Source organism: Azospirillum sp. B2RO_4 (assembly GCF_051124815.1).
In the GTDB taxonomy this organism is placed as follows: domain Bacteria; phylum Pseudomonadota; class Alphaproteobacteria; order Azospirillales; family Azospirillaceae; genus Azospirillum.
In genome coordinates this window covers 289760-315952 of the sequence record NZ_CP118485.1, presented here as the reverse complement: position 1 = coordinate 315952, position 26193 = coordinate 289760, and the positions used below count along the sequence as shown (strand labels likewise).

At 67.1% G+C, this 26193-nt stretch carries 22 protein-coding genes; 14 read left to right on the top strand and 8 right to left on the bottom strand.

Annotated features, from left to right (window positions below):
- Positions 1-164: 164 nt before the first annotated feature.
- Entirely contained in the window at positions 165-1259 is a 1095-nt protein-coding gene (locus PWS46_RS01380) for a serine hydrolase domain-containing protein (protein ID WP_434617075.1), read from the bottom strand.
- A 187-nt stretch (positions 1260-1446) separates the two neighbouring features.
- Between PWS46_RS01380 and PWS46_RS01375 the strand changes: the two genes are divergently transcribed.
- Positions 1447-2298 (top strand): hypothetical protein, encoded by an 852-nt coding sequence (locus PWS46_RS01375; protein ID WP_434617072.1) that lies wholly within the window; start codon positions 1447-1449, stop codon positions 2296-2298.
- Positions 2299-2304: 6 nt separating this feature from the next.
- Here the strand turns inward: PWS46_RS01375 and PWS46_RS01370 are convergent, their stop codons facing one another.
- From PWS46_RS01370 to PWS46_RS01350, 5 genes are all read right to left on the bottom strand, one after another.
- Positions 2305-3192: an FkbM family methyltransferase gene (locus PWS46_RS01370; protein ID WP_434617069.1), complete on the bottom strand. Its 888-nt coding sequence runs from the start codon at positions 3190-3192 to the stop codon at positions 2305-2307.
- Positions 3193-3244: 52 nt separating this feature from the next.
- On the bottom strand, positions 3245-4798 hold the full coding sequence (locus PWS46_RS01365; protein WP_434617066.1) for a SpoVR family protein: 1554 nt from the start codon (positions 4796-4798) through the stop codon (positions 3245-3247).
- A gap of 68 nt (positions 4799-4866) precedes the next feature.
- Positions 4867-6159 carry a YeaH/YhbH family protein gene (locus tag PWS46_RS01360; protein WP_434620039.1) on the bottom strand — a complete coding sequence of 431 codons (1293 nt, stop codon included), beginning with the start codon at positions 6157-6159 and terminating at the stop codon, positions 4867-4869.
- 135 nt (positions 6160-6294) lie between these two features.
- The gene (locus tag PWS46_RS01355; protein ID WP_434617063.1) at positions 6295-8241 is read right to left on the bottom strand and encodes a PrkA family serine protein kinase; all 1947 of its coding nucleotides are present in this window, start codon (positions 8239-8241) and stop codon (positions 6295-6297) included.
- Positions 8242-9173: 932 nt separating this feature from the next.
- Positions 9174-9629, bottom strand: coding sequence for a response regulator (locus PWS46_RS01350; protein ID WP_434617060.1), 456 nt, complete (start codon positions 9627-9629; stop codon positions 9174-9176).
- Between the two features lie 174 nt (positions 9630-9803).
- On the opposite strand from PWS46_RS01350, the gene PWS46_RS01345 reads away from it, so the two are divergent.
- Positions 9804-10670, top strand: a complete 867-nt coding sequence (locus tag PWS46_RS01345; protein ID WP_434617057.1) for a DUF4743 domain-containing protein — start codon at positions 9804-9806, stop codon at positions 10668-10670.
- A 91-nt stretch (positions 10671-10761) separates the two neighbouring features.
- On the opposite strand, the gene PWS46_RS01340 is transcribed toward PWS46_RS01345, so the two are convergent.
- Positions 10762-11301 carry a c-type cytochrome gene (locus PWS46_RS01340; protein ID WP_434617054.1) on the bottom strand — a complete coding sequence of 180 codons (540 nt, stop codon included), beginning with the start codon at positions 11299-11301 and terminating at the stop codon, positions 10762-10764.
- A gap of 310 nt (positions 11302-11611) precedes the next feature.
- Between PWS46_RS01340 and PWS46_RS01335 the strand changes: the two genes are divergently transcribed.
- The 4 genes from PWS46_RS01335 (at position 11612) to PWS46_RS01320 (ending at position 14529) form a co-directional block, all read left to right on the top strand.
- On the top strand, positions 11612-12385 hold the full coding sequence (locus tag PWS46_RS01335) for a 3-deoxy-manno-octulosonate cytidylyltransferase (RefSeq protein ID WP_434617051.1): 774 nt from the start codon (positions 11612-11614) through the stop codon (positions 12383-12385).
- Between the two features lie 79 nt (positions 12386-12464).
- Positions 12465-13331 (top strand): prephenate dehydratase, encoded by an 867-nt coding sequence (locus tag PWS46_RS01330; protein WP_434617048.1) that lies wholly within the window; start codon positions 12465-12467, stop codon positions 13329-13331.
- A gap of 253 nt (positions 13332-13584) precedes the next feature.
- Positions 13585-13893: a hypothetical protein gene (locus tag PWS46_RS01325; protein WP_085090585.1), complete on the top strand. Its 309-nt coding sequence runs from the start codon at positions 13585-13587 to the stop codon at positions 13891-13893.
- 117 nt (positions 13894-14010) lie between these two features.
- The gene (locus PWS46_RS01320; protein WP_434617045.1) at positions 14011-14529 is read left to right on the top strand and encodes a DUF29 domain-containing protein; all 519 of its coding nucleotides are present in this window, start codon (positions 14011-14013) and stop codon (positions 14527-14529) included.
- Positions 14530-14648: 119 nt separating this feature from the next.
- On the opposite strand, the gene nudC is transcribed toward PWS46_RS01320, so the two are convergent.
- Complete coding sequence (nudC, locus tag PWS46_RS01315) at positions 14649-15557, bottom strand: NAD(+) diphosphatase (RefSeq protein ID WP_434617043.1); 909 nt, start codon at positions 15555-15557, stop codon at positions 14649-14651.
- 188 nt (positions 15558-15745) lie between these two features.
- Here nudC and hisN point away from each other — a divergent pair, with 188 nt between their 5' ends.
- From hisN to meaB, 8 genes are all read left to right on the top strand, one after another.
- Complete coding sequence (gene hisN / locus PWS46_RS01310) at positions 15746-16528, top strand: histidinol-phosphatase (RefSeq protein ID WP_434617040.1); 783 nt, start codon at positions 15746-15748, stop codon at positions 16526-16528.
- Between the two features lie 10 nt (positions 16529-16538).
- Positions 16539-17060, top strand: coding sequence for a hypothetical protein (locus tag PWS46_RS01305; protein WP_434617037.1), 522 nt, complete (start codon positions 16539-16541; stop codon positions 17058-17060).
- A gap of 74 nt (positions 17061-17134) precedes the next feature.
- Entirely contained in the window at positions 17135-18985 is a 1851-nt protein-coding gene (locus PWS46_RS01300; RefSeq protein ID WP_434617034.1) for an extracellular solute-binding protein, read from the top strand.
- Positions 18986-19059: 74 nt separating this feature from the next.
- Positions 19060-20910 (top strand): extracellular solute-binding protein, encoded by a 1851-nt coding sequence (locus PWS46_RS01295; protein ID WP_434617031.1) that lies wholly within the window; start codon positions 19060-19062, stop codon positions 20908-20910.
- Between the two features lie 74 nt (positions 20911-20984).
- Positions 20985-22094: a microcin C ABC transporter permease YejB gene (locus tag PWS46_RS01290; RefSeq protein ID WP_295834698.1), complete on the top strand. Its 1110-nt coding sequence runs from the start codon at positions 20985-20987 to the stop codon at positions 22092-22094.
- Positions 22094-23179 (top strand): ABC transporter permease, encoded by a 1086-nt coding sequence (locus PWS46_RS01285; RefSeq protein WP_434617026.1) that lies wholly within the window; start codon positions 22094-22096, stop codon positions 23177-23179. Before PWS46_RS01290 ends, PWS46_RS01285 begins: the two co-directional genes overlap by 1 nt.
- Positions 23180-23369: 190 nt before the next feature.
- Positions 23370-25010: an ABC transporter ATP-binding protein gene (locus tag PWS46_RS01280; protein WP_434617023.1), complete on the top strand. Its 1641-nt coding sequence runs from the start codon at positions 23370-23372 to the stop codon at positions 25008-25010.
- A gap of 84 nt (positions 25011-25094) precedes the next feature.
- Positions 25095-26105 carry a methylmalonyl Co-A mutase-associated GTPase MeaB gene (gene meaB, locus PWS46_RS01275; RefSeq protein ID WP_434617020.1) on the top strand — a complete coding sequence of 337 codons (1011 nt, stop codon included), beginning with the start codon at positions 25095-25097 and terminating at the stop codon, positions 26103-26105.
- The last annotated feature ends 88 nt before the right edge of the window (positions 26106-26193 follow it).

The window sequence follows — 26193 nt, the reverse complement described above, 5'->3', positions numbered from 1 at the left end:
TTCCTCCCCTTGCTTCTTGGTCCCGGTGGCCGGTTTCGCCCGGCACCGCCGCTGCCCTGAGTCTACGCCGGGTAGCGGGGGATTGTCCCCTGGAGAGGAGATGGGATCGCCATCCTCCTGAACAAGCAGGGGCCGAACAAGCAGGAGCCGTGTCGCGTGCCGCCCTATCGCACGCCGCGCAACCGGTGCAGAACCTCCACCGCCATCCATTCGGCGAGGTTGCCGTCCTCGCCGTCCAGGAAGACGGCGACGGAGACCGGAACCGGCCCCGGCGCATGGAAAGCGGCGGGCGTTACCCCCGGCCCACCGCCGGTGTGGCCCCAATAGGGTCCGGCCACCGGATCCAACTCCACCATCATGCCGAGCCCATAGGAAGGCTCGACCCAGGGCCGCCCGCCCATCGGCCCGCCGACCGGCAGCCCGTCCAGCATCCGCCGCAGCAACGCCTCCGGCAGATAGTCCTCGGTCAGGCCGTGAACGAGGCGGCAGGCATCCGCCGCCGTCATCGCCACCACCCCGTGCGACACCCAGCCGGGATGATAGGCCTTCTCCACCGGCGCCCCGCCGAAGGTCGGGCTTGGACCGAAGAACAGCCCGGCGAGGTCGGCCCGGTCGTGCAGAAGCGAGGCACTGGACAGGCCGAGCGGGCCGAAGACCTCGCGCGCCAGCAGTTCCGCCAGCGGGGCGCCGCCGGCGCGCTCCAGCAGCCGGGCGATCAGCAGATAGCCGATGTTGGAATAGGCGAAGCGCCCGGCCGGCGGTCCTTCGCCCTGGGCAACGCCGCAGCGGGCGAGGAACTCGTCGCCGCTCCAGGGTTCCGCGCCGGCGGCGACGGCGGCGTGGTAGTCTGCCCGGCCGCCGTAATCGGGCAGCCCGGCGCGGTGGGTCAGGATCTGTGCGACGCTGACCGGGTCCGGCCGCCCGGCCAGTTCCGGCAGCCAGCGCTCCGCCGGCCCGTCGAGGTCGATCACGCCGCGCGCGGCCAGCCGCAGCACGGCGGCGGCGAGGATCGTCTTGGTCAGGCTGTAGACCAGGGCGCGCCGGCCGGCCAAGTCGGCCGCCGCCGCACCGCGCACGGGCTTCGGCCGCAGCACCAGCGTGCGCACCGGCTCCGCGTCGGCGCCCCGGCCACGGAGGAAGGCGACAATGGCGGTCCCGGCCGGGGCGGGGCTCGCGCTCTGCTCCCCCAGCAGGCCGGTCAGGGCGGCGCTCAGCAAATCCAGTTCGGTTTCCGCCATCTCATTCTTGTTCCTGCCCATCACCCGCCCACTCCCGCTACCCGTCCCGTGTGTCACCACAGATAAGAAGGCACTCACAAGGCAAAGGAAAATCGGGTCCGCTCCTACTGGGGCGCCCCGCAGGTGGGCCGTTAACCACAACTGTCGGCTGTCACCCGCCGGCGACCTGCTGTATTCTTATGAAACCGCCCCCGTGGAGGGCCGCGCCATGCCCGTGATGGACGCCGACCAGCGCCGGAAACTGGAAGATCAGCTGCTTCGCAAGGCGGAGGAAGCGATACGGACCCTGCGCCGGGAGGCGGAGACCGGCGACCCCGCCCGCGTCGATTCGCTGGCGGAAGCCATGGCCGGGCTGCTGAAGACGCGGGAATTCCCCAGCCTGCGCGCCGCCGAGTTCCGCGAAATGACCCGCGCCATCCAGCGCGGCGCCTATCAGCGCAGTGTCGATTCGCTGCTGATCCAGGCCGAGCGCTGCGGCCATCGCGGTGACGAGAAGGGGCGCAACGCGCTGCTGACCCAGGCCAAGGACCATTTCGCCAAGGCCCTGCGCTTCGGCGCCGACGACGAGTTCCGCCACGGCGTCGAGCGGCGCGTGCAGGCGACGCTGATGACCAGCAAGGACGGGGTGGACGACCGCACCAAGCAGGCGGCCAAACACAAGCTGGACCAGCACGACGTCGGCGCCAAACCGCCCAACGGCATCGAGCGCCGCCGCGCCATCCGCTATATGGACCCGGTCCTGGCGGTGGAGGCGGAGGGGCGGCGCTGCACGACGATCAACTGGTCGACCCGCGGCCTGCTGGTCGACCTGCCGCCGGAGGAGTTCGCCCACGCCGTCGGCGGCAAGCTGCGGCTGGACCTGCATTGCCCGGAAATACCGGAGACCGTCGGTCCCGATAAGACCAGCCATCGCGTCGGCGGCCGGCAGATCGCGCATGTGGTGCGCCTCGACCCCGACCGCCGCGCCGTGGCGCTGTCCTTCCCGGACATCAGCACCGTGATGCTGGATCTGATACACGCCATGAAGGAAGCCGGCATCAAGCCGGAACCGGAGCGCTGACCGCCCTCAACCGCCGATAAAGCGCCCGTTATGGCCGCGACGCAGCGGATGTTCGTCCGGATCGGCGACGGGCAGCAGGCCGTTGATGCGCGCGCCCGCCTCGGCCGGCAGGCAGAACAGGTTGATCCCCATGCCGAGCCCGCGGATCTCCGTGCCGTTGTCGACCAGCCCATGGCCGAAGATCGGCTCAGACCGGCCGGCGAAATTGGCGGGATTGTGGAAGGCGGGCAGATACCAGTAACAGGCATAGCCCAGCTCCCCCAGCAGGCGGATCAGGTCCGCCGACTTGTCCGGCCGGTCGTTCTCCACATAAAGGACCGGACGGTCGCGGGCGATCAGGCCGCGCGCGCCCTCCAGGACCTCGGCCTCCATCCCCTCGACATCGATCTTGATCAGACGGATGCGGCCGGCCCCGTCAGGAGCCAGGCCATCCAATCGATGAACCGGCACCGGCCGGTCGCCGGCCAAGGCGTCCAGCGACAGCGCGCCGTAATTGCCCTCGGCGTCCATCGCCACGCCGGCAAGATGCAGCACCCCATCGGCGGACCCGGCGGCGGCCAGCATGCCGTCCGCCCAGTCCAGCCCGTTCAGCGCCAGATTGCCGCACAGCAGCCGATGGTTGGCGTCGATGGGCTCCAGCGCCAGAACCCGGCCGGTGGGGCCGACCAGCCGGGCCAGCGCCACCGTGTGGGCGCCGATGTTGGCGCCGACGTCGATCACCCGGTCCCCCGCCCGGACGCACTGGCGGAACAGCGCGACCTCCTGCTCGAAATACTCGCCGTAATAGTCCAGCGACCGGCCGACGACGCTGTCGGTGCGCCGGTACATCATCAGGCCGTGCCTCGCCCTGACCAGTCCGACCGGCCCCGCTCCGCCCAACAGATCCGCCGACATCGTTCCCCCCATATTGGCATGGGCGGCAGTGTAGCGGAGCCGGTCCTTTACGTCACATCACGCCGATCCCGCTGGGCGCCGTCACGGCATGTTCCTTCAGGATCGCTTCGGAGATCGCCGAAACCTCGATCAGCTGCACTTCATAGCCCCACAAATTGGCGATGTGGCGCAGCACCGCCTTGGCGTCGCTCTCGTCCAGCAGCACGCCGTTGGTGACGCGGTGCTGCAGGATCAGCTTGCGGTCGCCGGCAAGATCGACGTCGACGATCTGGATGTCCGGCTCCAGATAGCCCAGGTCGTACTGGCGGGCCAGCTTCTTGCGGATGTCGCGATAGCCGCGCTCGTTGTGGATGTGATCGACCAGCAGATAGGGGTCTTCCGCATCGTCGCGCACGCTGAACAGCTTCAGCTTCCGCATCAGGTGCGGGCTGAGATATTGCAGGATGAAGCTCTCGTCACGGAAATTGGCCCAGGCCTCGCGCACCGCCGCCATGCCGTCGCCCTGTCCGGCGAGGTCGGGGAACCATTGGCGGTCCTCGTCCGTCGGCTTCTCGGCGATGCGGGCGATGTCCTGCATCATCGCGAAGCCGATCGCATAGGGGTTCAGGCCGGAGAAGCGCTTGTCGTCGAATTCCGGCTGGAACACCACCGAGGTGTGGGAGTGCAGGAACTCCAGGAAGGCGCCTTCGCTGATCTGGCCGGTCTCGTGCAGGCGGCTCATGATCTGGTAATGGACGTAGGTGGCGCAGCCCTCGTTCATCACCTTGGTCTGCTTCTGCGGATAGAAATACTGCGAGATGTGGCGGACGATGCGCAGTATCTCGCGCTGCCAATGCTCCAGCCGTGGCGCCTTCTTCTCCAGGAAATAAAGGATGTTCTCTTCCGGCAGCCCTAGCAGCTTCTTGCGCTCCGACACGGACTTGCTGGGTCGCGGGCCGGCGGCGGTCTTGGGCACGGTGCGCCACAGGTCGTTGAAGGTCTGGTCCTGATATTCCTGCCGCTCGCGCTCGCGCCGCTGCTCCGTCCGCAGGTCGGAGCGCTTCTTCGGATATTTGTGCACGCCCTGGCTCATCAGCGCATGGGCGGCGTCCAGCACCCGCTCCACCGCGGCGTGGCCGTAGCGTTCCTCGCAATGGGTGATGTAGGTCTTGGCGAATTCCAGATAGTCCAGGATGCCCTCGGCATCGGTCCATTGCTGGAACAGCTGGTTGTTCTTGAAGAAATGATTGTGGCCGAAGGCGGCATGCGCGATCACCAGCGTCTGCATCGTCATGGTGTTCTCTTCCATGATGTAGCTGATGCAGGGGCTGGAATTGATGACGATCTCGTAGGCGAGGCCGCGATAGCCCTTGCGGTACATCATCTCGTCGCGGGCGAAATGCTTGCCGAAGGACCAATGCTTGTACATCAGCGGCATGCCGATGGACGAGTAGGCGTCGAGCATCTGCTCGGCGGTGATGACCTCGATCTGGTTGGGATAGACGTCGAGGCCCATCTCCTTCAGCGCGATATGCTCGACGGCGTCATAGACGCGCTTGATCTTGTCGTAATCCCACTCGACGCCGTCATACAGCAGCGCGTCGGGTCTGGTGATCACAGCCGTCATTCTCGATCTCCCCCTGCCGCCCCCGGCCTCCCAATAGGGGATGGGGGCGGCGTTGTCCTCATGTCCCCTTAAGCCCCCGCCTTCTCGCGGGCGAACAGCTCGCGGAAGACCGGGAAGATCTCCCGGCGGGAGCGGACGCGGCGCATCGCCAGCGGGCGTTCCGGGCTCTGCACCTGCTTGTAGGTGCGCCACAGCTCGGTCTCCCGGCCCAGCGCCGACAGGCCCATGTTGTGTTCCGCCGCCACCTCGATGTAGGCGAAATACTGGCACATCGGCAGGATGGCGTCGCGCAGCAGGGTCGCCGACTTGGCGTTGTCCGACGACATGTTGTCGCCGTCCGACGCCTGGGCGGCGTAGATGTTCCATTCATTGTGCGGGTAACGGTCCTGCACGACCTTCTGCATCTCCTCCAGCGCCGTCGACACCACGGTGCCGCCGGTCTCGGTGGAGTAGAAGAAGGTTTCCTCGTCCACCTCCTTGGCCTCGTGGGTGTGGCGGATGAAGACGATGTCGACCGACCGGTAGCGCCGCTTCAGGAACAGGTACAGCAGCATGAAGAAGCGCTTGGCCAGATCCTTCATGTGCTCGGTCATCGACCCCGACACGTCCATCAGGCAGAACATCACCGCCTGGGCGATCGGCTTCGGCACCGTCTCGAACCGGTTGAACCGCACGTCGATCGGGTCGATGAAGGGAATGCGCTTGGAGCGCAGGACGATGTGTTCCAGCTGTTCGCGCAGCGCCTGGATCTGGTCGGCATCCTCGCCGGCCTCCTCCGCCTCGCGCAGCATCTCTTCCAGTTCGCGGATCTCGTCGCGCTTGGGGCGCTTCAGCGCGATGCGCCGCGACAGGCTGTTCCGCATCGTGCGGACGAGGTTCAGGTTGGCAGGCGAGCCCGACACCGAATAGCCGGCCCGCGTCAGCGTGTGCGATTCCGACTGCTTGACCTTCTGCTTCACCAGATCGGGAAGCTCCAGATCCTCCAGGAAGATGTCCAGGAACTCGTCGCGCGAAAGGACGAAGCGGAACTCGTCCTCGCCCTCGCCGTCGGCGCTGCCCTCGCTGCCGCGGCCGCCACCGCCGCCGTCCGGGCGCTGGATGGTGTCGCCTTCCACATATTCCTTGTTGCCGGGCACGACATAGTCGCGCACCCCGCCTTGCGAGGCGCGGTGGAAGGACGGCTCGCGCACCCCGCCGGCGGCGATCGTCACCTTCTCGCCGTTCTCGATATCCTGGATGCCCCGTTTGCCGGAGGCGTCGCGGACCGCCTTGACCACCTGTTCCTTGGCACGGCGCAGGAAGCGCTGGCGGTTGGCCAGGCTCTTGCCCTGCGGGTTCAGGCGACGGTCGATGATGTTCATCAAGAGGCTGGCCCTCCCACCCGTTTCGTCACGCGGCCTTCGAACTCTGACAGCATTCTATGACAGTGGGGTCGCCGCGGGGCGTTGCAACACCCCGCCCCGCGGCAATTAAGCGCCCTGTCGGACCGCTTCCCCTCAGCCCGCCTGCTTGACCCGCATGTACCACTCGACCAGCCGGCGGACCTGCCGCTCGGTGTAGCCGCGCGACATCATGCGCGAGACGAACTCGGTGTGCTTCTTCTCGGTCTCGCCGTCCTTCTTCGAGCCGAAGCTGATGACCGGCAGCAGGTCCTCGACCTGACTGAACATCCGCTTCTCGATCACCTCGCGGATCTTCTCGTAGGAGGTCCAGGACGGGTTGCGTCCGGCATTGGCGGCCCTCGCCCGAAGGGCGAACTTCACCACCTCGTTGCGGAAGTCCTTCGGGTTGGCGATGCCCGCCGGCTTCTCGATCTTGGTCAGCTCCTGGTTCAGCAGCTCGCGGTTCATCAGCTGGCCGGTGTCGGGATCCTTGAAGTCCTGATCCTCGATCCAGGCGTCGGCATAGTCCACATAGCGGTCGAACAGGTTCTGGCCGTAGTCGGAGTAGGATTCCAGATAGGCCTTCTGGATCTCGTTGCCGATGAACTCGGCATAGCGCGGGGCGAGTTCGGCCTTGATGAACTCGACGTACTTCTTCTCCGTCTCCTCCGGGAACTGTTCGCGCTTGATCGCCTGTTCCAGCACATACATCAGATGCACCGGATCGGCGGAGATCTCCGTCGAGTCGTAGTTGAAGGTCGAAGCCAGGACCTTGAAGGCGAAGCGGGTGGAGATGCCGCCCATGCCCTCGTCGACGCCGGCCTGGTCCTTGTACTCCTGCATCGACTTGGCCTTGGGATCGGTCTCCTTGACGCTCTCGCCGTCATAGACCCGCATCTTGCTGTAGAAGCTGCTGTTCGGATGCTCGCGCAGGCGCGACAGAACCGAGAAGCGGGCCAGCATCTCCAGCGTCGCCGGGGCGCAGGGCGCGGTCGCCAGATCGGAACTGCGGACCAGCTTCTCGTAGATCTTCTGCTCCTCCGCCACCCGCAGGCAGTAGGGGACCTTGATTACGCAGATGCGGTCGATGAAGGCTTCGTTGTTCTTGTTGTTCTTGAAGGTCTGCCACTCCGCCTCGTTGGAGTGGGCCAGGATCACGCCCTGGAAGGGGATGGCGCCGATGTTCTCCGACCCGACATAGTTGCCCTCCTGCGTCGCGGTCAGCAGGGGGTGCAGCATCTTGATCGGGGCCTTGAACATCTCGACGAATTCCAGCATGCCCTGGGTCGCCCGGTTCAGGCCGCCGGAGAAGCTGTAGGCGTCGGGATCGTTCTGGCTGTAGATCTCCAGCTTGCGGATGTCGACCTTGCCGACCAGCGACGAGATGTCCTGGTTGTTCTCGTCGCCCGGCTCGGTCTTGGTCACGCCGATCTGGCGCAGCTTGCTGGGATGCAGCTTCACCACCTTGAAGCGGTTGATGTCGCCGCCGAATTCGTCGAGGCGCTTGACCGCCCACGGGCTCATGAGCCCGGTCAGGCGGCGCTTGGGAATCCCGAAGCGTTCCTCAAGCTCGTCGCCGATCTCGTCCGGGTTGAACAGGCCGAGCGGGCTTTCGAAGGTCGGGCTGATCTCCTTGCCGGCCTTCAGGACGTAGATCGGGCATTTCTCCACCAGCGACTTCAGCCGCTCCGCCAGCGACGACTTGCCGCCGCCGACCGGGCCCAGCAGGTAGAGGATCTGCTTGCGCTCCTCCAGTCCTTGGGCGGCGTGGCGGAAGAAACCGACGATCCGTTCGATCGTCTCCTCCATGCCGTAGAACTCGGAGAAGGCGGGATAGACCTTGATGGTCCGGTTCATGAAGATGCGGCCCAGCCGCGGGTCGCGGGCCGTATCGACCACCTCCGGTTCGCCGATGGCGGCCAGGATGCGTTCGGCGGCCGAGGCGTAGGACATGGGGTCGTCGCGGCACATCTGGAGATAGTCCATCAAGGACATCTCGGTCTCGCGGCGGGTCTCGTAATTCTGCGTATAGCGCGTGAACAGTTCGTCGGCCGGGAACATTCGTCGCTCCGTCTTATCTGGTCCGATGCGCCGGGGCGCCGCCGGTGGCTGCGGCGGCAGGCCGCGGCGCATGCCGCGATCCATGGGGCACTCCAGGGAAGACGCGGACCTCAAGGGGTCCGCAGCCTCCCCGCTCAGCGGTAGAAGCCAGCGGTCTGGTGTAAGGAACGGTCCTGTGAAGGCCGGGAGCCGTCCGTCCTGCGACGCGGCAACCCCCGAACGAGTCATTTTTGAATGTAATGCTCCACCTGGAGCTTTCCAGGCACTCAGGCTCCATAGCCGGAAAGCCCGCCATGGAGCCGGCCTCAGCCATAGGACCTAGGTCCCACGGCCAGCGTCGATGCGGCGAGCGCACCCGCTCAACCAGCGCGCGTGCTTGCCGCGCGTACGGAAGGTTCGGCGATTGGATTGTGACGGTTCTGCAGAGAGACGGCGTGTATCCGGCGGCAGTCGTCGTTGCCCGTCCGGTCGGGGAGAGTTGCCCAGTGCTGGTCGATCCATTGCGGTTCGATCGGGCCCTCTTGATCACGCCATCGGCCTCCTCAAGCAAGCGCGCCGCCTCGACCAAGCACGGCGCAGGGATTTACCGTCGATGCTGGACTCCAAACCTTAACAAAATCTCGCAAGCGACATTGCGGCTGGCCGTATCGTATGGCCGGTGTTCCGTAACACCTCGCCTCAATACCTCGCCCAATCCCTCTTTGAGATCATGTTGCGTCCCAATCGTCCCCATCAACAAGGCGGAAATTGGGTGAGGATGCGGCAATGACGCGGCGCGGTGGGGGATTACCGCTGGATTGCCGAATTGTTTCAATAACTTGGCACGCTTGCCACGGGGTGGGAAATTTTAAGGAGGGGTCCGCGCCCCGCCGGCCGCCGCCATCGGGAGCGACAATCACAGGCGGCAGACGCGACTTTCGGGCAAGGCCCGCTCAGGCCGGAAGCCTGGTCCCCAGCCCCATGGCCAGGACGTCGCGCAGGCCGGCGGGGGTGACCGGCTTGGCCAGCACCGCGTCGGCGCCGCAGTCGCGCGCCTGGGCCTCGCGGTCGCCGTCGACGCGCCCGCTCATCAACACCACCGGCAGGGCATGCGGGTGCGGCTCGCCGCCGGCGCGGAGCGCGCGGACGAAGCCGAAACCGTCCATCGGCTGCATTTCCACGTCGCACAGCACCAGATCGGGAGAATGGGCGGCGACGGCGGCGAGACCCGACTCGCCGTCGGCGGCCTGATGCACCGCCTTGACGCCCAGCGTGCCCAGCATCTTCGCCAACACCATGCGGGTGAAGGACTCGTCCTCGATCACCAGGACCGACAGGGCGCCGAACGGCGTCTCCGTCCCGCCTGCCCCAGTGCCTTCAGCAGCATCCTCCGCCGACCGGTCAGCCACCACGCCCGCCCTTTCACTTGAGCCAGCCCCGGCGGACTGGCGCCGGGGGTCATTTCGTGACCGGACTTGTGTACGATGGCAACCAGAGCCGCGCAAGATGTCCAAAAACAAGAGGCGTGGAGTGCCCTGGATGAGCGGTTGCGCCGGTCCTCCGGCCCCGCTTAGATGGGACGCATGAGCTTCCTCGATCACATCCGCGCGTGCAACGCGCACGACCTGTCCGGCTTCCGCCCCTTCGAGCTGGACGGCCACACCGTGGGCTGGGTGCGCCATGCCCTGGCCGAGGCGCTGCCCGGCGTCGATCCCGGCTTCGTCGTCACCGCCGACCGGCTGACCATCGCGCCCGAGATCCGGGATTTCGAGGCGCGCTCCACCCTGCTCGACCACGCCGCCGCCTATCTGGTGGAGCAGGGCACGCTCACCGCGCTGCGCGGGGAATATTACCCCATCCTGCCGCGCTGGGGGGCGGAGCCGCTGGCCCGGCTGGACCGCGCCGCCGTCGGCGCCTTCGGCATCGAGGCCTTTGGCCTGCACGTCAACGGCTTCGTCCGCGACGCCGCCGCCGGTAATGGAACCGGAGACCTGCTCTTGTGGGTCGGCCGCCGCGCCCGCGACCGCGAGGTGGCGCCGGGCCAGTTCGACAACCTGGTCGCCGGCGGCCAGCCCATCGGCCTGAGCCTGCCTGAGAATCTGGAGAAGGAGGCGGCGGAGGAGGCCGGACTCGACGCCGAGACCGCGCGGCGCGCGGTGCCGGTCGGCGCCATCAGCTACACCATGGAGACGCCGGCCGGGCTGAAGCGCGACCGCCTGTTCGTCTACGACCTGGAGCTTCCGCCCGGCGTCACTCCGGTCAACACCGACGGCGAGGTGGAGTGCTTCGAACTCTGGCCGCTGGACAGGGTGGCCGACTCGGTGCGCAACACCGGCGACTGGAAGTTCAACGTCAACCTCGTGGTGATCGACTTCCTGGTCCGCCACGGCCGGCTGACCCCGGAGAACGAGCCCGACTATCTGGAGATCGCCTGCGGCCTGCGGCGGTAGGCCCGACTCCGGCACACAAAAAAGGCCCCGCCCCCTTGCGAGAGCGGGGCCGTTCTCTTCCGGCCGCGGCGACGCCCGGGTGTCTTTTGCCTTATTGCGGCAGCGGCTGCGGGCTGTCGGCCAGCGAGCGCAGGTAGGCGATGACGGCGGCGCGGTCGTCATCCTTCTTCAGGCCGGCGAAGGTCATCTTGGTGCCCGGAGCATATTCCTTCGGGTTGTAGAGGAACTTGTTCAGGTCGTCATAGGTCCAGGTGCCGCCGGTCTTGACCAGGGCATCGGAATAGCTGAAGCCCTGCATGTGGCCCTTCGGACCGCCGACGACGCCGTACAGGTTCGGGCCGACCTTGGCCGCACCGCCCTTGTCGAAGCTGTGGCAGGCGGCGCAGGCCTTGGCGACCTTCTGGCCGGCTTCCGGGCTGGCGGCGGCGAGCAGCGGCGCGATCGGCGCCGGACCGGCGGGAGCGGCACCCTTGTCGGCGGGCGCGCTGGCCCCCTCGGGCGTCGCGATGACATAGACGCTCTGTTCGAGCGGCTTCGAATGAACCAGCACCTTGGACGCGAATCCGGCCAGCATCGCGATCAGCCCGGCCAGCAGCACGGCGCCGAAAATCTTGTTCCACTCCATGCTCATTGAGAGCCCCTTTTTTCCCTATTTCAGTACACTCGGCGTTTCTCCCGCCCGCGGCTGAACGCGCCGCGGCTACCATAGCCCGCGGTCCGAAGCTTGTCATAGCCCGGCGGACCGCGAAAAAAGGTCGCATACAAATTTGTCGCAGTCACCAACCACTTAATTTGCTTGCGCATTACGCTGCACTGCAAAACGGCTTTGCCGCCCCTTGACGCCGTCCCGGCAGCCGTGGTTCACCCGCGCCAGTTCCGTCGCAGATCCGTCATCCGGCTCCGTGATCCATCGGCCCCTCCCCACCCGGAGTTTCCGCGCCATGTCGACCGCCTCCAGCCCCACCCGTCCCGCCAACCCGATCGTGGTGATCCCGGCGCGCATGGCCTCCACCCGGCTGCCCGGCAAGCCGCTGGCCGACGTCCTGGGCGCACCGATGATCGTCCATGTGCTGCGCCGCGCCATGGAGGCCGCCATCGGCCCGGTGGTGGTCGCCTGTGCCGAGCCGGAGATCGCCCGCGCCGTCGAGGCCGCCGGCGGCACCGCGGTGCTGACGCGCCCCGACCATCCCTCGGGCTCCGACCGCATCTTCGAGGCGCTGCGGCTGATCGACCCGGAGGGGCGGCACGACGCGGTGGTCAATGTGCAGGGCGACCTGCCGACCATCGAGCCGGAGAGCGTGCGCGCCGCCTTCGCCCCGCTGGCCGACCCGGAGGTCGACATCGCCACGCTGGTCGTCGAGATCACGCGGGAGGAGGAGCGCACCGATCCCAACGTGGTCAAGGCGGTGCTGGAGCTGCCCCCCGGCGCCCGCCAGGGCCGCGCGCTCTATTTCACCCGCGCCACCGCGCCGACCGGCGACGGGCCGCTCTATCACCACATCGGCCTCTACGCCTACCGCCGGGCGGCGCTGGAACGCTTCGTGTCGCTGCCGCCCTCGGTGCTGGAGCAGCGCGAGCGGCTGGAGCAGCTGCGCGCCCTGTCCAACGGCATGCGCATCGACGCGGCGGTCGTTGACGCGGTTCCGCTGGGTGTCGATACTCCCGCCGACCTGGAGCGCGCCTGTGCCCTCCTGTCCGGCCGCAAGGCCGGCTGAAATCTGATGCTGTCCGCCCGCAAGCGCGGCTGACAGCCTTACCGACCCGCCTTCACGACCCGCCGGGGGAACCTTGTCCATGCCCACGACCAACATCATCGCCTTCCAGGGCTTCCCCGGCGCCTATTCCGATCTGGCCTGCCGCAATGCGCGGCCGACCATGACGACGATGCCCTGCGCCACCTTCGAGGATGCCTTTTCGGCGGTGCGCGACGGCCGCGCCTCGCTGGCGATGATTCCGGTGGAGAACTCCATCGCCGGCCGCGTCGCCGACAACCATTACCTGCTGCCCGAAGGCGGCCTGCACATCATCGGCGAGCATTTCCAGCGGGTGAACCACCAGCTGCTGGCGCCGAAGGGCGCCACGCTGGACAGCATCCAGACCGTGCGCAGCCACATCCAGGCGCTGTCGCAGTGCCAGACCGCCATCCGCGAGTTGGGGCTGCAGGCGATCAACCACGCCGACACGGCCGGGGCGGCGAAAGAGATCGCGGCGATGAACGACCCGCGCCATGCCGCCATCGCGTCGTCGCTGGCCGCCGAGATCTACGGGCTGGACATCCTGAAGAGCGGGATCGAGGATGCCGCCCACAACACCACCCGCTTCCTGATCCTGGCGCGCGAGCCGAAGCTGCCGGCGCTGGGCTCCTGCAAGACGATCACCACCTTCGTCTTCCGCGTCCGCAGCGTGCCGGCCGCGCTCTACAAGGCGATGGGCGGCTTCGCCACCAACGGCGTCAACATGACCAAGCTGGAAAGCTATATGGTCGGCGGCCACTTCACCCAGACGCAGTTCTACGCCGACGTGGAGGGCCATCCGGACGAGCGCCCGCTGCGCCTCGCCCTGGAGGAGCTGGACTTTTTCGCCCGCGAGGTGAAGATCCTCGGCGTCTATCCGGCCAACCCCTTCCGCTATCAGGAAAGCCAGCGCGTCGGCGAGGACTAACACCCTCCCGGCGTCTCTCTCCCGCAACGCCGCAAGTCTTTTCGCAGCTGCCGCAAGTCGCGCGTCATTCCGCCGCAGTGACGTGACTTAGCCGTGACCGTGTCCGGCAGATGCTGGGCATGATTAGCGAAAGTTGTTATACAATAAAGACCGGCAAGGACCGGACTCATAAGTCCACGAATACAACAAGACACCACGGCGGCTGACGGGTGAAACCCCGCCGACGGCCATGGCGCCACGGATGGAGGTTGCCATGCTCACGATGGACGATTGCCTCGGGTTGGCGAATCTGGAGGCGGAGGAGGTGGCGCAGATCGCCGCCCACGAACATCTCCCCTTCATGACCGCCCTGGAAAAGGGTGCCTCTCTTCTGCATGAACCCTGGGGCGACGCCGCCGTCCGCCAGATGGTGTGGGACAATCTGTGCAGCGCCGACCGCCGCCGTCCGGCCGAAGCGGCCTCGCTGATGACGCTCTACAACGACACCTGCACCCGCCATCCGAACCCCTTCGACCGCCGCTGCTCCCCGGCCCGCGCGGTTGGGCCGCAGCGGCGGCATTGAGGGGGGACCCGGCATTCCCTCCATGCGCCGCATGACCGGCCCGACGCCCTGTGCTACGCTTTGCGGACCCCGCAATTCTTGCTGTACGTCAGGCCGACCATGCGCATGATCCGAGGCATGTCCAAACCGCGTCCGGAGCGTCCGGCTCCGCCGGCCAAGCTCGCGGAAGACACACCGGACGCCGGGCTTTACGACGAGGATTTCGTGGCTTGGATCGAGCGCCAAGCGGCGCTGCTTCGTTCGGGTACTCTCACTGCGCTGGATCGCGCCAACCTGGCCGAAGAGCTGGAGGATATGGGAAAGGCTAAGCGGCAAGAATTGCGCAGCCGGCTTGAAGTGCTGCTCACCCATCTCCTCAAGTACGAATTCCAGCCGGCGATGCGCACAGGCAGCTGGCTTGGAACCATCGGCGAGCAGCGCCATCGGATCGAAGACGTGGTGGAGGAAAGCCCGAGTCTGCGCCCCCTGCTGTCCGACCTGCTGGAGGATGCCAAGATCTACAAACGGGCCGTCCAAAAGGCGGCGCTGGAGACGGGCCGCCCCGCCGGCAGCTTCCCGCCGGACAATCCCTATGGCGGGCAGGCGCTGGACTGTGGTTTCTGGCCCGGTCCCGGCCCGCATCCGGACCTCGACTGATATGCCGAGGTCCGAAGAGCGCGGGCTGAAATCCGACATGAACCTGATGAAGTGGATGCTCGGCTTCGTCCTTGCCTTTCAGATCGGCATCTTCGTGAAGCTGTTCATCCATTGATCCCTCACCCCTCCGCCATCCATTCCCGGATCAGGCGGTGGGCAATCGAGTCGGGACGGGCGAGGCGGAAGGTCTCGTCCGGGGTGTGGGTGCGCAGGAAGTCGCGGTCGAACCAGCGGGCGCTTTCCAGCTCGTCGTTGCCGGTGTCGATGTCGAAGCTGGTGGCCCGCGCGGTGAAGCCCAGCATCAGCGACGACGGGAAGGGCCAGGGCTGCGACGAGCGGTACCGGATGTCGGTCACGGTCAGCCCGACCTCCTCGAACACCTCGCGGGCGACGGTGTCCTCCAGGCTTTCGCCCGGCTCCAGGAAGCCGGCCAGCACCGAATGCATGCCCGGCGGAAAACGGCTCTGGCGGCCCAGCACGATACGGTCGCTGCCGTCATGCACCAGCATGATGACGGCCGGGTCGGTGCGCGGGAAATGGTGGGTGGCGCAGTCGGGGTTGGTGCAGAGCCGCACATGCCCGCCCTCCGCCGACGCTGCCGGGGAACCGCAGACCCCGCAGAAGCGGTGGCGGGCGTTCCACCACACCATGCCGCGGGCATAGGCGCACAGCGCCGCTTCCCCCTCCGGCATCAGCGGCCCGGTGGCGCGCAGATCCTCGAAGCGGCCATGGCCCTTCAGCGCCGGCAGCGCGTCCGGCTCCTCCACCATCGACAGGTCGACGGTGAAGAGCGGGGCGCCATCCTCCATCAACCCGAGGAAGATCGGAACCGCATCCATCCCTTCCGCCGGCAGCAGGACGGCGCGCGGCGCATCCTGCGGACCGGCGACGAAGCTCTTGGTCTGCCAGATCGGCAGGACGCGGGATGCTGGGGCGAGCCAGGCCTCGGTCAGCCAATCCTCGTCCTTGCGGCGGAGGGAGGCGCGGTCGACCGGCGCGGCGGCGTAGATGTTGGGTCGGTTCATCATGGCCGGTCGAAGCTGCCACAAGCCGTGCCGGGCGAAAAGCCCCGCCGGTGGCGTAGCTGTCCTGCGGCGGCAGGAACCGCCCCCCTGCACGAAGCCTCAAGCCCGGACAGGGCGCTTTCGGGTTTCCGGGGCGGGCGGGGGCCGGTAGGATGCGGCAGCCTTATTGACAAGACATTCAAGGAGCGACCATGACCGAACCCTGCCCCGCCCCGATGGTGGCGCTCGCCCAGCGGTTGGCCGACTCCAGCGGCAGCGTCGTCCGCCGCTATTTCCGCACCCCCGTCGCCATCGACGACAAGGCCGACGCCTCGCCGGTCACCATCGCCGACCGCGAGGCGGAGCATGTCATCCGCACCATCATCGAAAGCCAGCGCCCCGACGACGGCATCTATGGCGAGGAACACGGCACCAAGAACCTGGACGCCGAGTGGGTGTGGGTGATCGACCCCATCGACGGCACCAAGTCCTTCATCACCGGCCGGCCGATCTTCGGCACGCTGATCGCCCTGCTGCACCATGGCCGCCCGGTTCTGGGCATCATCGACCAGCCCATCGTCGGCGACCGCTGGATCGGCGTGGAGGGCCGGCCGACCACCCACAACGGCCAGCCGGTGCGCGTCCGCCCCTGCCCCGGCGGGCTGGGCACCGCCATGTTCGGCACCACCTCGCCCGATCTGTTCCCCGGCAGCGATTACGACGCCTACCGCCGCGTCGCCGCCAAGGTGAAGACGGCGGCCTATGGCGGCGACTGCTACACCTACGGCCTGCTGGCGTCGGGCTATTACGACCTCGTCGTCGAGTCGGGGCTGAAGCTGTACGACTTCGCGGCGCTGGTGCCGGTGGTGACAGGGGCCGGCGGGCTGATGACGGATTGGGAAGGCAAGCCGCTCGACGCCAATTCCAGCGGCCGGGTGATCGCCGCCGGCGATCCGCTGATCCACCAGGAGGCCATGAAGGCACTGGCCGGCTGAGGACACCGAGATGACTGCCGCAATCATGACCTCCATCGAGCCGCCCGCCCGTTCCGTCTTCGAAACGTCCCCTGAAAAGCTGCGGCCCTTTCTGGAAAGCCTGGCCGCGCGGGTGTCGGGCGGGTCGAACTGGATGGTGCGCAAGAAGACCGTCTGCGACCTGCTGCTGGGGCTGGATGCCTTCTTCGCCCTGCCGGCCGCCGAACGCAGCGCGCTGATGGCCGATGACGCCTCTTCCGACACCCCCACCGATGCGGAAGGCGGGCCGGAGGATTTCCGCAAGGTCCTGCCGCTCTATGTCGGCGCCATCCTGGAAGGGCTGAGGGAAACGGCCATTGCGTCCCCGGAACAGGCGGCCATCTACCTGTTGTCGATCCATCCCGAGCATCAGGCGGCGGCGGAGGCCTGGATGCTGGCCGATCCGCGCAACGGGAAGTCGGTGCGCCGGCTGATGCGGGAGGACCGCCGCTATCGCCAGTTGATGGACCGCATGGCCGACCACTGGCGGTCGGCGCAGGGCCGCAGCGCCTGAGACGGAATAGCGCTTGACCGTAGAGCGGGCGTGGCAATCTAACCAGAACGTCCGCTCCCCACACAGGACCGCCGATGCGCCGCCTTCTCGCCGTTGCCGCCACGATCCTGACGCTTGCCGCGCCGGCCGCCCTTACGCAGGCGCAGGCCGCGACCCGGACCGTCACCGCGCTGAAGCAGTTCGGCGAGCCGCAATTCAAGCCCGGCTTCACCCATTTCCCCCACGTCAATCCCGACGCGCCCAAAGGCGGGTCGATCGGGCTGGCCGAATCGCAGCCCGGCACTTACGACAGCCTGAACACGCTGATCCTGCGCGGGGTACGGCCGCGCACGCTGGGGCTGATCTCCGACACGCTGATGGTCGGGTCCGGCTGGGAACTGGACGCCGCCTATGCCCATCTGGCGGAAAGCGTCGAGGTGCCGGACGATTACGGCTGGGCGATCTTCACGCTGCGCCAGGGCGCCCATTGGCATGACGGCACGCCGATCACCAGCGCCGACGCGGTCTTCACCTGGGACGCGATCCAGGCCCACGGCGCCCCCTTCATCAAGTCCTTCCTCGACCACATCGCCAAGGTGGAGGCGCTGGACGACCGCCGCTTCAAGATCACCCTGACCGGCACGGGGGAGATCAAGCCGATCATCGACTTCGCCACGACCTTCTCGCCGCAGCCCAAGCATTGGTGGACCGCCAATGGCCGCGACATCTCCAAGACGACACTGGAGCCGGTTCTGGGCAGCGGTCCTTACCGGATCAAGGTTGTCGATCCCGGCCGCTCCATCACCTACGAACGGGTCGCCGATTGGTGGGCGAAGGACCTGCCGACCGCCCGCGGCTTCTACAATTTCGACATGGTGAAGGACGACTTCTACCGCGACGACGACGTGATGTTCGAGGCGTTCAAGGCCGGCGCCTATGATTTCCGTGGCGAATACCGGGCGCAGCGCTGGACCACCGGCTACGACTTCCCCGCCGTCAAGGACGGCCGGGTGAAGACGCTGGAGGTGCCGAGCGAACTGCCCCTCGGCGCCCAAGGCTTCCGCCTGAACACCCGGCGCGCCAAGTTCGCCGATCCGCAGGTGCGCGAGGCGCTGACCCTGCTGTTCGACTTCGACTGGATCCAGAAGAACATCCTGTATGGCCAGTACAAGCGCACGCTCAGCAACTTCCCCAACTCCGACTTCGGGGCGAAGGGACCGCCCGGCCCGGCGGAGCTGGCGCTGCTGGCCCCCTACAAGGCGCAACTGTCCGAGCGGGTGCTGACCCAACCCTTCACCCTGCCCACCACCGACGGCAGCGGCAACAACCGCGCCCAGGTGCGCGAGGCGACCCGCCTGTTCAAGGCGGCCGGCTGGGAGGTCCGCAACGGCAAGCTGACCAATGCGAAGACCGGCGAGGTGATGGCGATCGAGTTCCTCGACGGCACCGGGGCGCTGACCCGCGTCATCCAGCCCTATGTCGAGACGCTGCGCCGCGTCGGCATCGACGCGTCCTTGCGCCTTGTCGACACCGCGCAGTATCAGGCGCGGCTGGACGAGTTCGATTTCGACGCCATCATCGTCAACCTCGCCTTCTTCACCCCGCCGGGCACCGAGCTGCGCGGCTATTTCGGCTCGGCCGCCGCCGGCACCAAGGGCTCGGCCAATTATTCCGGCATCCACGACCCGGTGGCCGACGCGCTGATCGAAAAGGCGCTGGCCGCCAAGGATCTGGACAGCGTCCAGGCCGCCACCCGCGCGCTCGACCGCGTTCTGCTGTGGGGCTTCTACATGGTGCCGCAATGGTACAACCCGGAAAGCTGGATCGCCCACAAGGCGTGGCTGGCCCATCCCACGGTCTGGCCGAAATACGACCAGGATTATCGCAGCACCAATTTCCCGGCGACCTGGTGGGTCGATGCGGCCGGTAAGGCGGCGCAGCCTTGATGGCGCCCCATTGCGGGGCTAACTCCGTACATCTGAACGGTTTTCGCGAAAACAAGCGAGGGAGGGGATCGGGTATGACGGGTCGGATGCGGTGGCTGGGCACCGGTATGGCGGCGGCGATGACGGGGATTCTGCTGCTGGCGACTCCGGCTGTGGCGCAGGATAAGGGCAGCCACGCCCTGGCCCTGCACGGCAAGCCGAAATACGGGCCGGATTTCCAGCATCTCGACTACGTCAACCCCGACGCGCCGAAGGGTGGCGAGGTCAAGCTGATGGCCTTCGGCGGCTTCGACAACCTCAACCCCTTCATCCTGCGCGGACAACCCGCCGCCGGCTCCGGGCTGGCATTCCAGACGCTGACCACCAGCAACGGCGACGAGGCGATCACCGAATACGGCCTGCTGGCCGAAAGCATCGAGGTCGCGCCCGACCGGACCTGGGTCGCCTTCACCCTGCGGCCGGAGGCCCGTTTCCAGGACGGCAAGCCGGTCACGGTGGACGACGTGATCTGGAGCTTCGACACGCTCCGCGAAAAGGGCCACCCGCTCTACCGCACCTATTACGCTGACGTAACGAAGGCGGAGAAGACAGGCGAGCGCACGGTCAAATTCTCGTTCCGGGATGGCAACAATCCTGAGCTGCCGGTCATCATGGGTCAGCTGCCAGTGCTGCCCAAGCACGCCTTCGCCAACCGCGATTTCGCCACTACGACGCTGGAGCCGCTGGTCGGCAGCGGCCCCTACAAGGTCGTCGACGTGCAGCCCGGCCGCTCCATCACCTACGAGCGGGTGAAGGACTGGTGGGCGAAGGACCTGCCGATCAACCGCGGCCGCTACAATTTCGACCGCATCCGCTACGACTATTACCGCGACCTCGACGTGGCGTTCGAGGCGTTCAAGGCCGGCGCCTATGATTTCCGGCTGGAGAACTCGTCGAAGAACTGGACCACCGGCTACAATGTTCCGGCGGTGCAGAACGGCCAGATCATCAAGGAGGAGATCAAGCACCAGGACCCGCAGGGCATGCAGGCCTTCGTGTTCAACATCCGCCGGCCGATCTTCGAGGACCGCCGGGTGCGCGAGGCGCTGAATTACCTGTTCGACTATGAATGGACGCGGGCCAACCTGTCCTACGGCCTCTATCAGCGCACCAAGAGCTATTTCGCCAACACCGAACTGGCGGCCACCGGCCTGCCCTCCCCCGCCGAGCTGAAGCTGCTGGAGCCCTTCCGCGGCCAGATCCCGGACGAGGTGTTCACCAAGCCGTACGAGCCGCCGAAGACCGACGCCAGCGGCAACATCCGCGGCAACCTGCGCACGGCGCTGGGCCTGCTGAAGGAAGCCGGCTGGGAGTTGAAGAACGGCAAGCTGGTCAACGCCCAGGGCCAGCCCTTCCGCTTCGAGATCCTGCTGGTGCAGGCCGACATGGAACGCATCGTCCAGCCTTTCGTCCGCAATCTGGAGCGCGCCGGCATCGAGGCGCAAATCCGCGTGGTCGACAGCGCGCAGTACCAGAACCGCACCGATAATTTCGATTACGATATGATCATCGAGCGGTTCGCGCAGTCGTTGTCGCCCGGCAACGAACAGCGCGACTACTGGGAATCCTCGCGTGCCGACCAGCCGGGCAGCCGCAACGCCATCGGCATCAAGAACCCGGTGGTCGACAAGCTGGTGGAGACGCTGATCGCCGCCCCCGACCGCGAGTCGCTGATCGCCGCCACCCGCGCGCTCGACCGCGTGCTGCTGTGGAACTGGTACGTCATCCCGCACTGGCACGACACGGTGTACCGCGTCGCCTACTGGAACCGTTTCTCCCATCCGGCGGTTGCCCCCAAATACGGCCTGGGCTTCCAGGACACCTGGTGGGTCGATCCGGAAAAGAACGCGAAGCTGGCCAACAGCCCACGCCGCACGGAACCCTGAACGGTCTGACATGTAATACGGTCTGGTCTAAGCTGTCGTTTCCTTGAGGATTGGGGAGGGTCGGGACACCCGCGATGCTGGCTTACATCATCCGCCGCCTGTTGCTGATCATCCCCACCCTGTTCGGGATCATGGTGATCAATTTCCTGATCGTGCAGATCGCCCCCGGCGGCCCGATCGAGCAGATGATCGCCCGTGTCCAGGGCACGGCGGTGGAGGCGACCTCGCGCATCGGCGGCTCGGCCGGCGGCGACGCCAACACCGCCCAGCGCCAGACCCAGGCCGGCGGCGACAGCGGCAGCAAGTACCGCGGCGCCCAGGGCCTGGATCCCGCCTTCATCAAGCAGCTGGAGAAGGAATTCGGCTTCGACAAGCCGCTGCACGAACGCTTCATCCACATGATGTCGAACTACATCGTGTTCGATTTCGGCACCAGCTACTTCCGCGACCGCCGGGTGGTCGATCTGGTGCTGGAAAAGATGCCGGTGTCGATCTCTCTCGGCATCTGGACGACGCTGATCGTCTATCTGGTCTCCATCCCCTTGGGTATCGCCAAGGCGGTGCGCGACGGCCAGCCCTTCGACGTCTGGACCTCCGGCGTCGTCATCGTCGGCTATGCGATCCCCAGCTTCCTGTTCGCCGTGCTGCTGATCGTGCTGTTCGCCGGCGGGCGCTATCTCGACTGGTTCCCCTTGCGCGGGCTGGTGTCGGATAATTGGGGCGACCTGCCCTGGTACAAACAGGTGCTCGACTATTTCTGGCACATGGCGCTGCCGGTGCTGTCGATGGTGATCGGCGGCTTCGCCGGCCTGACCATGCTGACCAAGAACTCCTTCATGGAGGAGATCGGCAAGCAGTACGTCATCACCGCCCGCGCCAAGGGCCTGACGGAAAACCGGGTGCTGTACGGCCATGTCTTCCGCAACGCCATGCTGATCGTCATCGCCGGCTTCCCCGGCGCCTTCATCGGCATCCTGTTCACCGGCGCGCTGCTGATCGAGGTGATCTTCTCGCTCGACGGGCTGGGACTGCTGGGCTTCGAGGCGGCGATCAACCGCGACTATCCGGTGATGTTCGGCACGCTGTACTTCTTCACGCTGCTGGGGCTGATCATGAATCTGGTCGGCGACATCACCTATGTGATGGTCGATCCCCGCATCGACTTCGAATCGCGGAGGGTGTGATGACTCCGCTGACCCGGCGCCGGCTGGCCAATTTCAAGGCGAACCGCCGCGGCTTCTGGTCCTTCTGGATCTTCCTGGTGCTGTTCTTCGTCTCGCTGGGGGCGGAGTTCATCGCCAACGACAAGCCTTTGGTGGTCGAGTACGAGAACCACTATTACTGGCCCGTCTTCAACGCCTACCCCGAGACCACCTTCGGCGGGGAGTTCGAGACGGAGACCGATTACCGCGACCCCTTTGTCCGCGACCTGATCAATGCCAAGGGCTGGATGGTTTGGCCGCTGATTCCCTACAGCTACCGCACCATCAACTACAATCTGCCGGTCCCAGCCCCGGCGCCGCCGTCTGCCGACAACTGGCTGGGCACCGACGACCAGGGGCGCGACGTGGTGGCGCGGCTGATCTACGGCTTCCGCATCTCGGTGCTGTTCGGTCTGGTGCTGACCGTCTTCTCGTCGGTCATCGGCGTGGCGGCCGGTGCGGTGCAGGGGTACTTCGGCGGCCTGACCGACCTGCTGTTCCAGCGCTTCATCGAGATCTGGCAGGGGCTGCCCACCCTGTTCCTCCTCATCATCCTGGCCAGCGTGGTGACGCCGACCTTCTGGTGGCTGCTGGGCCTGCTGCTGCTGTTCTCCTGGACGGCGCTGGTCCATGTGGTGCGGGCGGAGTTCCTGCGGGCGCGCAACCTCGATTATGTGCGCGCCGCCAAGGCGCTGGGCGCCGGCGACGTCACCATCATGGTGCGCCATGTGCTGCCCAACGCCATGGTGGCGACGCTGACCTTCATGCCCTTCATCCTGAACGGCTCGATCACCACCCTGACCGCGCTGGACTTCCTGGGATTCGGCCTGCCGCCCGGCTCGCCGTCGCTGGGCGAGCTGCTGGCCCAGGGCAAGGCCAACCTGCAGGCGCCCTGGCTGGGCCTGACCGCCTTCTTCGTGCTGGCGATCATGCTGAGCCTGCTGATCTTCATCGGCGAGGCGGTGCGCGACGCCTTCGACCCGCGCAAGACCATCGCCCAGATGTCCACCGCGACGCCGAGCGACGAGGCCGCCGCGGCGGCGGCGCGCAAGGAGGCGGCGGAGTGATGGCATGCACTGACCACGACCGCCTGTCCCCTCTCCCCCCCGGGGAGAGGGTTAGGGTGAGGGGGATGCACTGCGTCGCTTTGCAAGAAGCGCGAAGTCTCTCGTCGCCCCATGAATCCACGCGGTGCTCCCCCCTCACCCCGACCCTCTCCCCGGGGGGGAGAGGGGGATTTAGCGGACGGTCGCCGACATGACCATCATGCCCCCCAACCCCGACCTGCTGTCCGTGCGGGGCCTGCGCGTCGATTTCCGCTCGGGCGGCGGCGCGACTCAGGCCGTCAAGGGCGTGTCCTTCGACATCCAGAAGGGCGAGACGCTGGCGCTCGTCGGCGAATCGGGCTCCGGCAAGTCGGTCACGGCTCTGTCGATCCTGCAGCTGCTGCCCTACCCGATGGCGCACCATCCCGCCGGCTCGATCCGCTTCCGCGACACCGAGCTGCTGGGCGCCGACGAGCGCACCCTGCGGCAGGTGCGCGGCAACCGCATCGCCATGATCTTTCAGGAGCCGATGACCTCGCTGAACCCGCTGCACAGCATCGAGCGGCAGATCAACGAGACCCTGGTCCTGCACAAGCGCCTGTCGACCGGCGCCGCCCGTGCCCGCACGCTGGAGCTGCTCCGCCTCGTCGGCCTGCCCGACCCGGAAAAGCGGCTGACCGCCTACCCGCACGAACTGTCGGGCGGCCAACGCCAGCGCGTGATGATCGCCATGGCGCTGGCCAACGAACCCGACCTGCTGATCGCCGACGAGCCGACCACGGCGCTCGACGTCACCATCCAGGCGCAGATCCTGGCGCTGCTGAAGGATCTGCAGAGCCGCTTCGGCATGGCGCTGCTGCTGATCACCCACGATCTCGGCGTGGTGCGCAAGATGGCCGACCGCGTCTGCGTGATGAACCAGGGCGAGATCGTCGAGCAGGCCAAGGTCGACGACCTGTTCATTCGCCCGCGCCATCCCTACACGCAGAAGCTGCTGTCGGCCGAGCCGCGCGGCAATCCGCTGAACCCGCCCGACGACGCGGCGGAGGTGATGGCCGCCGACCGGCTGAAGGTCCATTTCCCGATCAAGAAGGGGCTGCTGCGCCGCACCGTCGGCCATATCAAGGCGGTGGACGGCGTCGACGTCGCAGTCCGCCGCGGCCACACCGTCGGCGTCGTCGGCGAATCGGGATCGGGCAAGACCACGCTGGGCCTCGCTCTGCTGCGGCTGCACGCCAGCGAGGGCGCCATCCGCTTCGACGGCACCGACATCCAGGGCTGGCAGCCGAAGCGCCTGCGCGGCCTGCGACGCGAGATGCAGATCGTCTTCCAGGACCCCTATGGCAGCCTGTCGCCCCGCCTGTCGGTCGGCCAGATCATCGGCGAGGGGTTGGGCATCCACGGCATCGGCGATGCCAAGGAGCGCGAAGCGATGGTCGCCCGTGCGCTGGAGGAGGTCGGCCTGCCGCCTGAGGCGCGCAACCGCTACCCGCACGAGTTCTCCGGCGGCCAGCGCCAGCGCATCGCCATCGCCCGCGCCCTGGTGCTGAAGCCGAAATTCGTGGTGCTGGACGAGCCGACCTCGGCATTGGACATGTCGGTGCAGGCGCAGATCGTCGATTTGCTGCGCGACATCCAGGCCCGCCACAACCTCGCCTACCTGTTCATCAGCCACGATCTGCGGGTGGTGCGGGCGCTGTCCAGCCACGTCATGGTGATGAAGGACGGCAAGGTGGTCGAACAGGGCCCGACCCAACGCATCTTCGAGGACCCGCGCGAGGAGTACACCCGCGCCCTGCTCGCCGCCGCGCTGAACCTGGAGGCGGTGGAGTCGCCGGCGGTGCGGACCTGATCCATTGGCGTGAGGCGGAGACTTTATCCCGAGCCGCTCCGCGGGTAGGGTAGCCCTCCCCTCGCACAGACCGACGCCGCCACCATGACCGACACCGCCCCGCAAGACGCCGCCCGCCTCGCAAGCCAACTCGCGGGGGCCGTCCGGTCGGGGGACCGGCGGGCGCTGGCCCGGGCGATCACGCTGATCGAATCGACGCGCGCCGACCATCGCGAAACCGCCGAAGCACTGCTGGCGGCACTGCTGCCGCACACCGGCAACTCGGTGCGACTCGGCATCTCCGGCGTGCCGGGGGTGGGGAAATCCACCTTCATCGAGGCGTTCGGGCTGCATGTGATCGGGTTGGGGCACAAGGTCGCGGTGCTGGCGGTCGATCCGTCGTCGCAGCGCACCGGCGGTTCGATCCTGGGCGACAAGACCCGCATGGTCGATCTGTCGCGGGAACCCAACGCTTTCATCCGCCCCTCCCCGGCGGGTGCGACGCTGGGCGGCGTGGCACGGCGCACGCGCGAGGCGATGTTGATCTGCGAGGCCGCCGGCTTCGACGTGATCGTGGTGGAGACGGTCGGCGTCGGCCAGTCGGAAACCGCGGTCGCCGACATGGTCGACCTGTTCATGCTGCTTCTGCTGCCGGCCGGCGGCGACGAGTTGCAGGGCATCAAGAAGGGCATCGTCGAACTGGCCGACCTCGTGGTCGTCAACAAGGCCGACGGCGACCTTGCCGCCACCGCCCGCCACACCGTCGCCGACTACCGCCACGCGCTGGCCCTGCTGCGCCATGGCGACTGGCGGGTGCCGGTGCTCAGTTGCTCCGCCTTCCGGAAGACCGGCATCGACACGGTGTGGCAGACCATCGGCGAGCACAAGGCGCTGACCGAGGCCAACGGCGCCCGCGCCAGCCGTCGGGCGGAGCAGGCCCGCGCCTGGCTGTGGAGCGAGATCCGCGAGACGCTGATCGACCGCTTCCGCGCCCACCCCGCCGTGCGGGCCGATCTGGCGCGACTCGAGGCGGAGGTGACCGCCGGAACCACCATCCCGGCCGCCGCCGCCCATATCCTGCTGGGGCGCTTCCTCGACAAACCGGACGCTGCATAATCCGTTCAGCTTATGCTGCACCGCAACAAATTCGTTGCACCGCACCAACCGTAGGGCTATTCTGCGCCGGGCGGGAAAGGGGCGACGT

What these genes read in the sequence shown, in the direction of transcription:
- PWS46_RS01280 (WP_434617023.1), top strand. Translation starts at nt 23,370, where the DNA reads ATGACCATCATGCCCCCCAACCCCGACCTGCTGTCCGTGCGGGGCCTG.
- PWS46_RS01335 (WP_434617051.1), top strand. Translation starts at nt 11,612, where the DNA reads ATGTCGACCGCCTCCAGCCCCACCCGTCCCGCCAACCCGATCGTGGTG.
- PWS46_RS01355 (WP_434617063.1), bottom strand. Translation starts at nt 8,241, where the DNA reads ATGTTCCCGGCCGACGAACTGTTCACGCGCTATACGCAGAATTACGAG.
- PWS46_RS01320 (WP_434617045.1), top strand. Translation starts at nt 14,011, where the DNA reads ATGTCCAAACCGCGTCCGGAGCGTCCGGCTCCGCCGGCCAAGCTCGCG.
- PWS46_RS01300 (WP_434617034.1), top strand. Translation starts at nt 17,135, where the DNA reads ATGCGCCGCCTTCTCGCCGTTGCCGCCACGATCCTGACGCTTGCCGCG.
- PWS46_RS01325 (WP_085090585.1), top strand. Translation starts at nt 13,585, where the DNA reads ATGCTCACGATGGACGATTGCCTCGGGTTGGCGAATCTGGAGGCGGAG.
- PWS46_RS01380 (WP_434617075.1), bottom strand. Translation starts at nt 1,259, where the DNA reads ATGGGCAGGAACAAGAATGAGATGGCGGAAACCGAACTGGATTTGCTG.
- meaB (WP_434617020.1), top strand. Translation starts at nt 25,095, where the DNA reads ATGACCGACACCGCCCCGCAAGACGCCGCCCGCCTCGCAAGCCAACTC.
- PWS46_RS01305 (WP_434617037.1), top strand. Translation starts at nt 16,539, where the DNA reads ATGACTGCCGCAATCATGACCTCCATCGAGCCGCCCGCCCGTTCCGTC.
- nudC (WP_434617043.1), bottom strand. Translation starts at nt 15,557, where the DNA reads ATGATGAACCGACCCAACATCTACGCCGCCGCGCCGGTCGACCGCGCC.
- PWS46_RS01345 (WP_434617057.1), top strand. Translation starts at nt 9,804, where the DNA reads ATGAGCTTCCTCGATCACATCCGCGCGTGCAACGCGCACGACCTGTCC.
- PWS46_RS01375 (WP_434617072.1), top strand. Translation starts at nt 1,447, where the DNA reads ATGCCCGTGATGGACGCCGACCAGCGCCGGAAACTGGAAGATCAGCTG.
- PWS46_RS01330 (WP_434617048.1), top strand. Translation starts at nt 12,465, where the DNA reads ATGCCCACGACCAACATCATCGCCTTCCAGGGCTTCCCCGGCGCCTAT.
- hisN (WP_434617040.1), top strand. Translation starts at nt 15,746, where the DNA reads ATGACCGAACCCTGCCCCGCCCCGATGGTGGCGCTCGCCCAGCGGTTG.
- PWS46_RS01360 (WP_434620039.1), bottom strand. Translation starts at nt 6,159, where the DNA reads ATGAACATCATCGACCGTCGCCTGAACCCGCAGGGCAAGAGCCTGGCC.
- PWS46_RS01365 (WP_434617066.1), bottom strand. Translation starts at nt 4,798, where the DNA reads ATGACGGCTGTGATCACCAGACCCGACGCGCTGCTGTATGACGGCGTC.
- PWS46_RS01285 (WP_434617026.1), top strand. Translation starts at nt 22,094, where the DNA reads ATGACTCCGCTGACCCGGCGCCGGCTGGCCAATTTCAAGGCGAACCGC.
- PWS46_RS01290 (WP_295834698.1), top strand. Translation starts at nt 20,985, where the DNA reads ATGCTGGCTTACATCATCCGCCGCCTGTTGCTGATCATCCCCACCCTG.
- PWS46_RS01340 (WP_434617054.1), bottom strand. Translation starts at nt 11,301, where the DNA reads ATGAGCATGGAGTGGAACAAGATTTTCGGCGCCGTGCTGCTGGCCGGG.
- PWS46_RS01295 (WP_434617031.1), top strand. Translation starts at nt 19,060, where the DNA reads ATGACGGGTCGGATGCGGTGGCTGGGCACCGGTATGGCGGCGGCGATG.
- PWS46_RS01370 (WP_434617069.1), bottom strand. Translation starts at nt 3,192, where the DNA reads ATGTCGGCGGATCTGTTGGGCGGAGCGGGGCCGGTCGGACTGGTCAGG.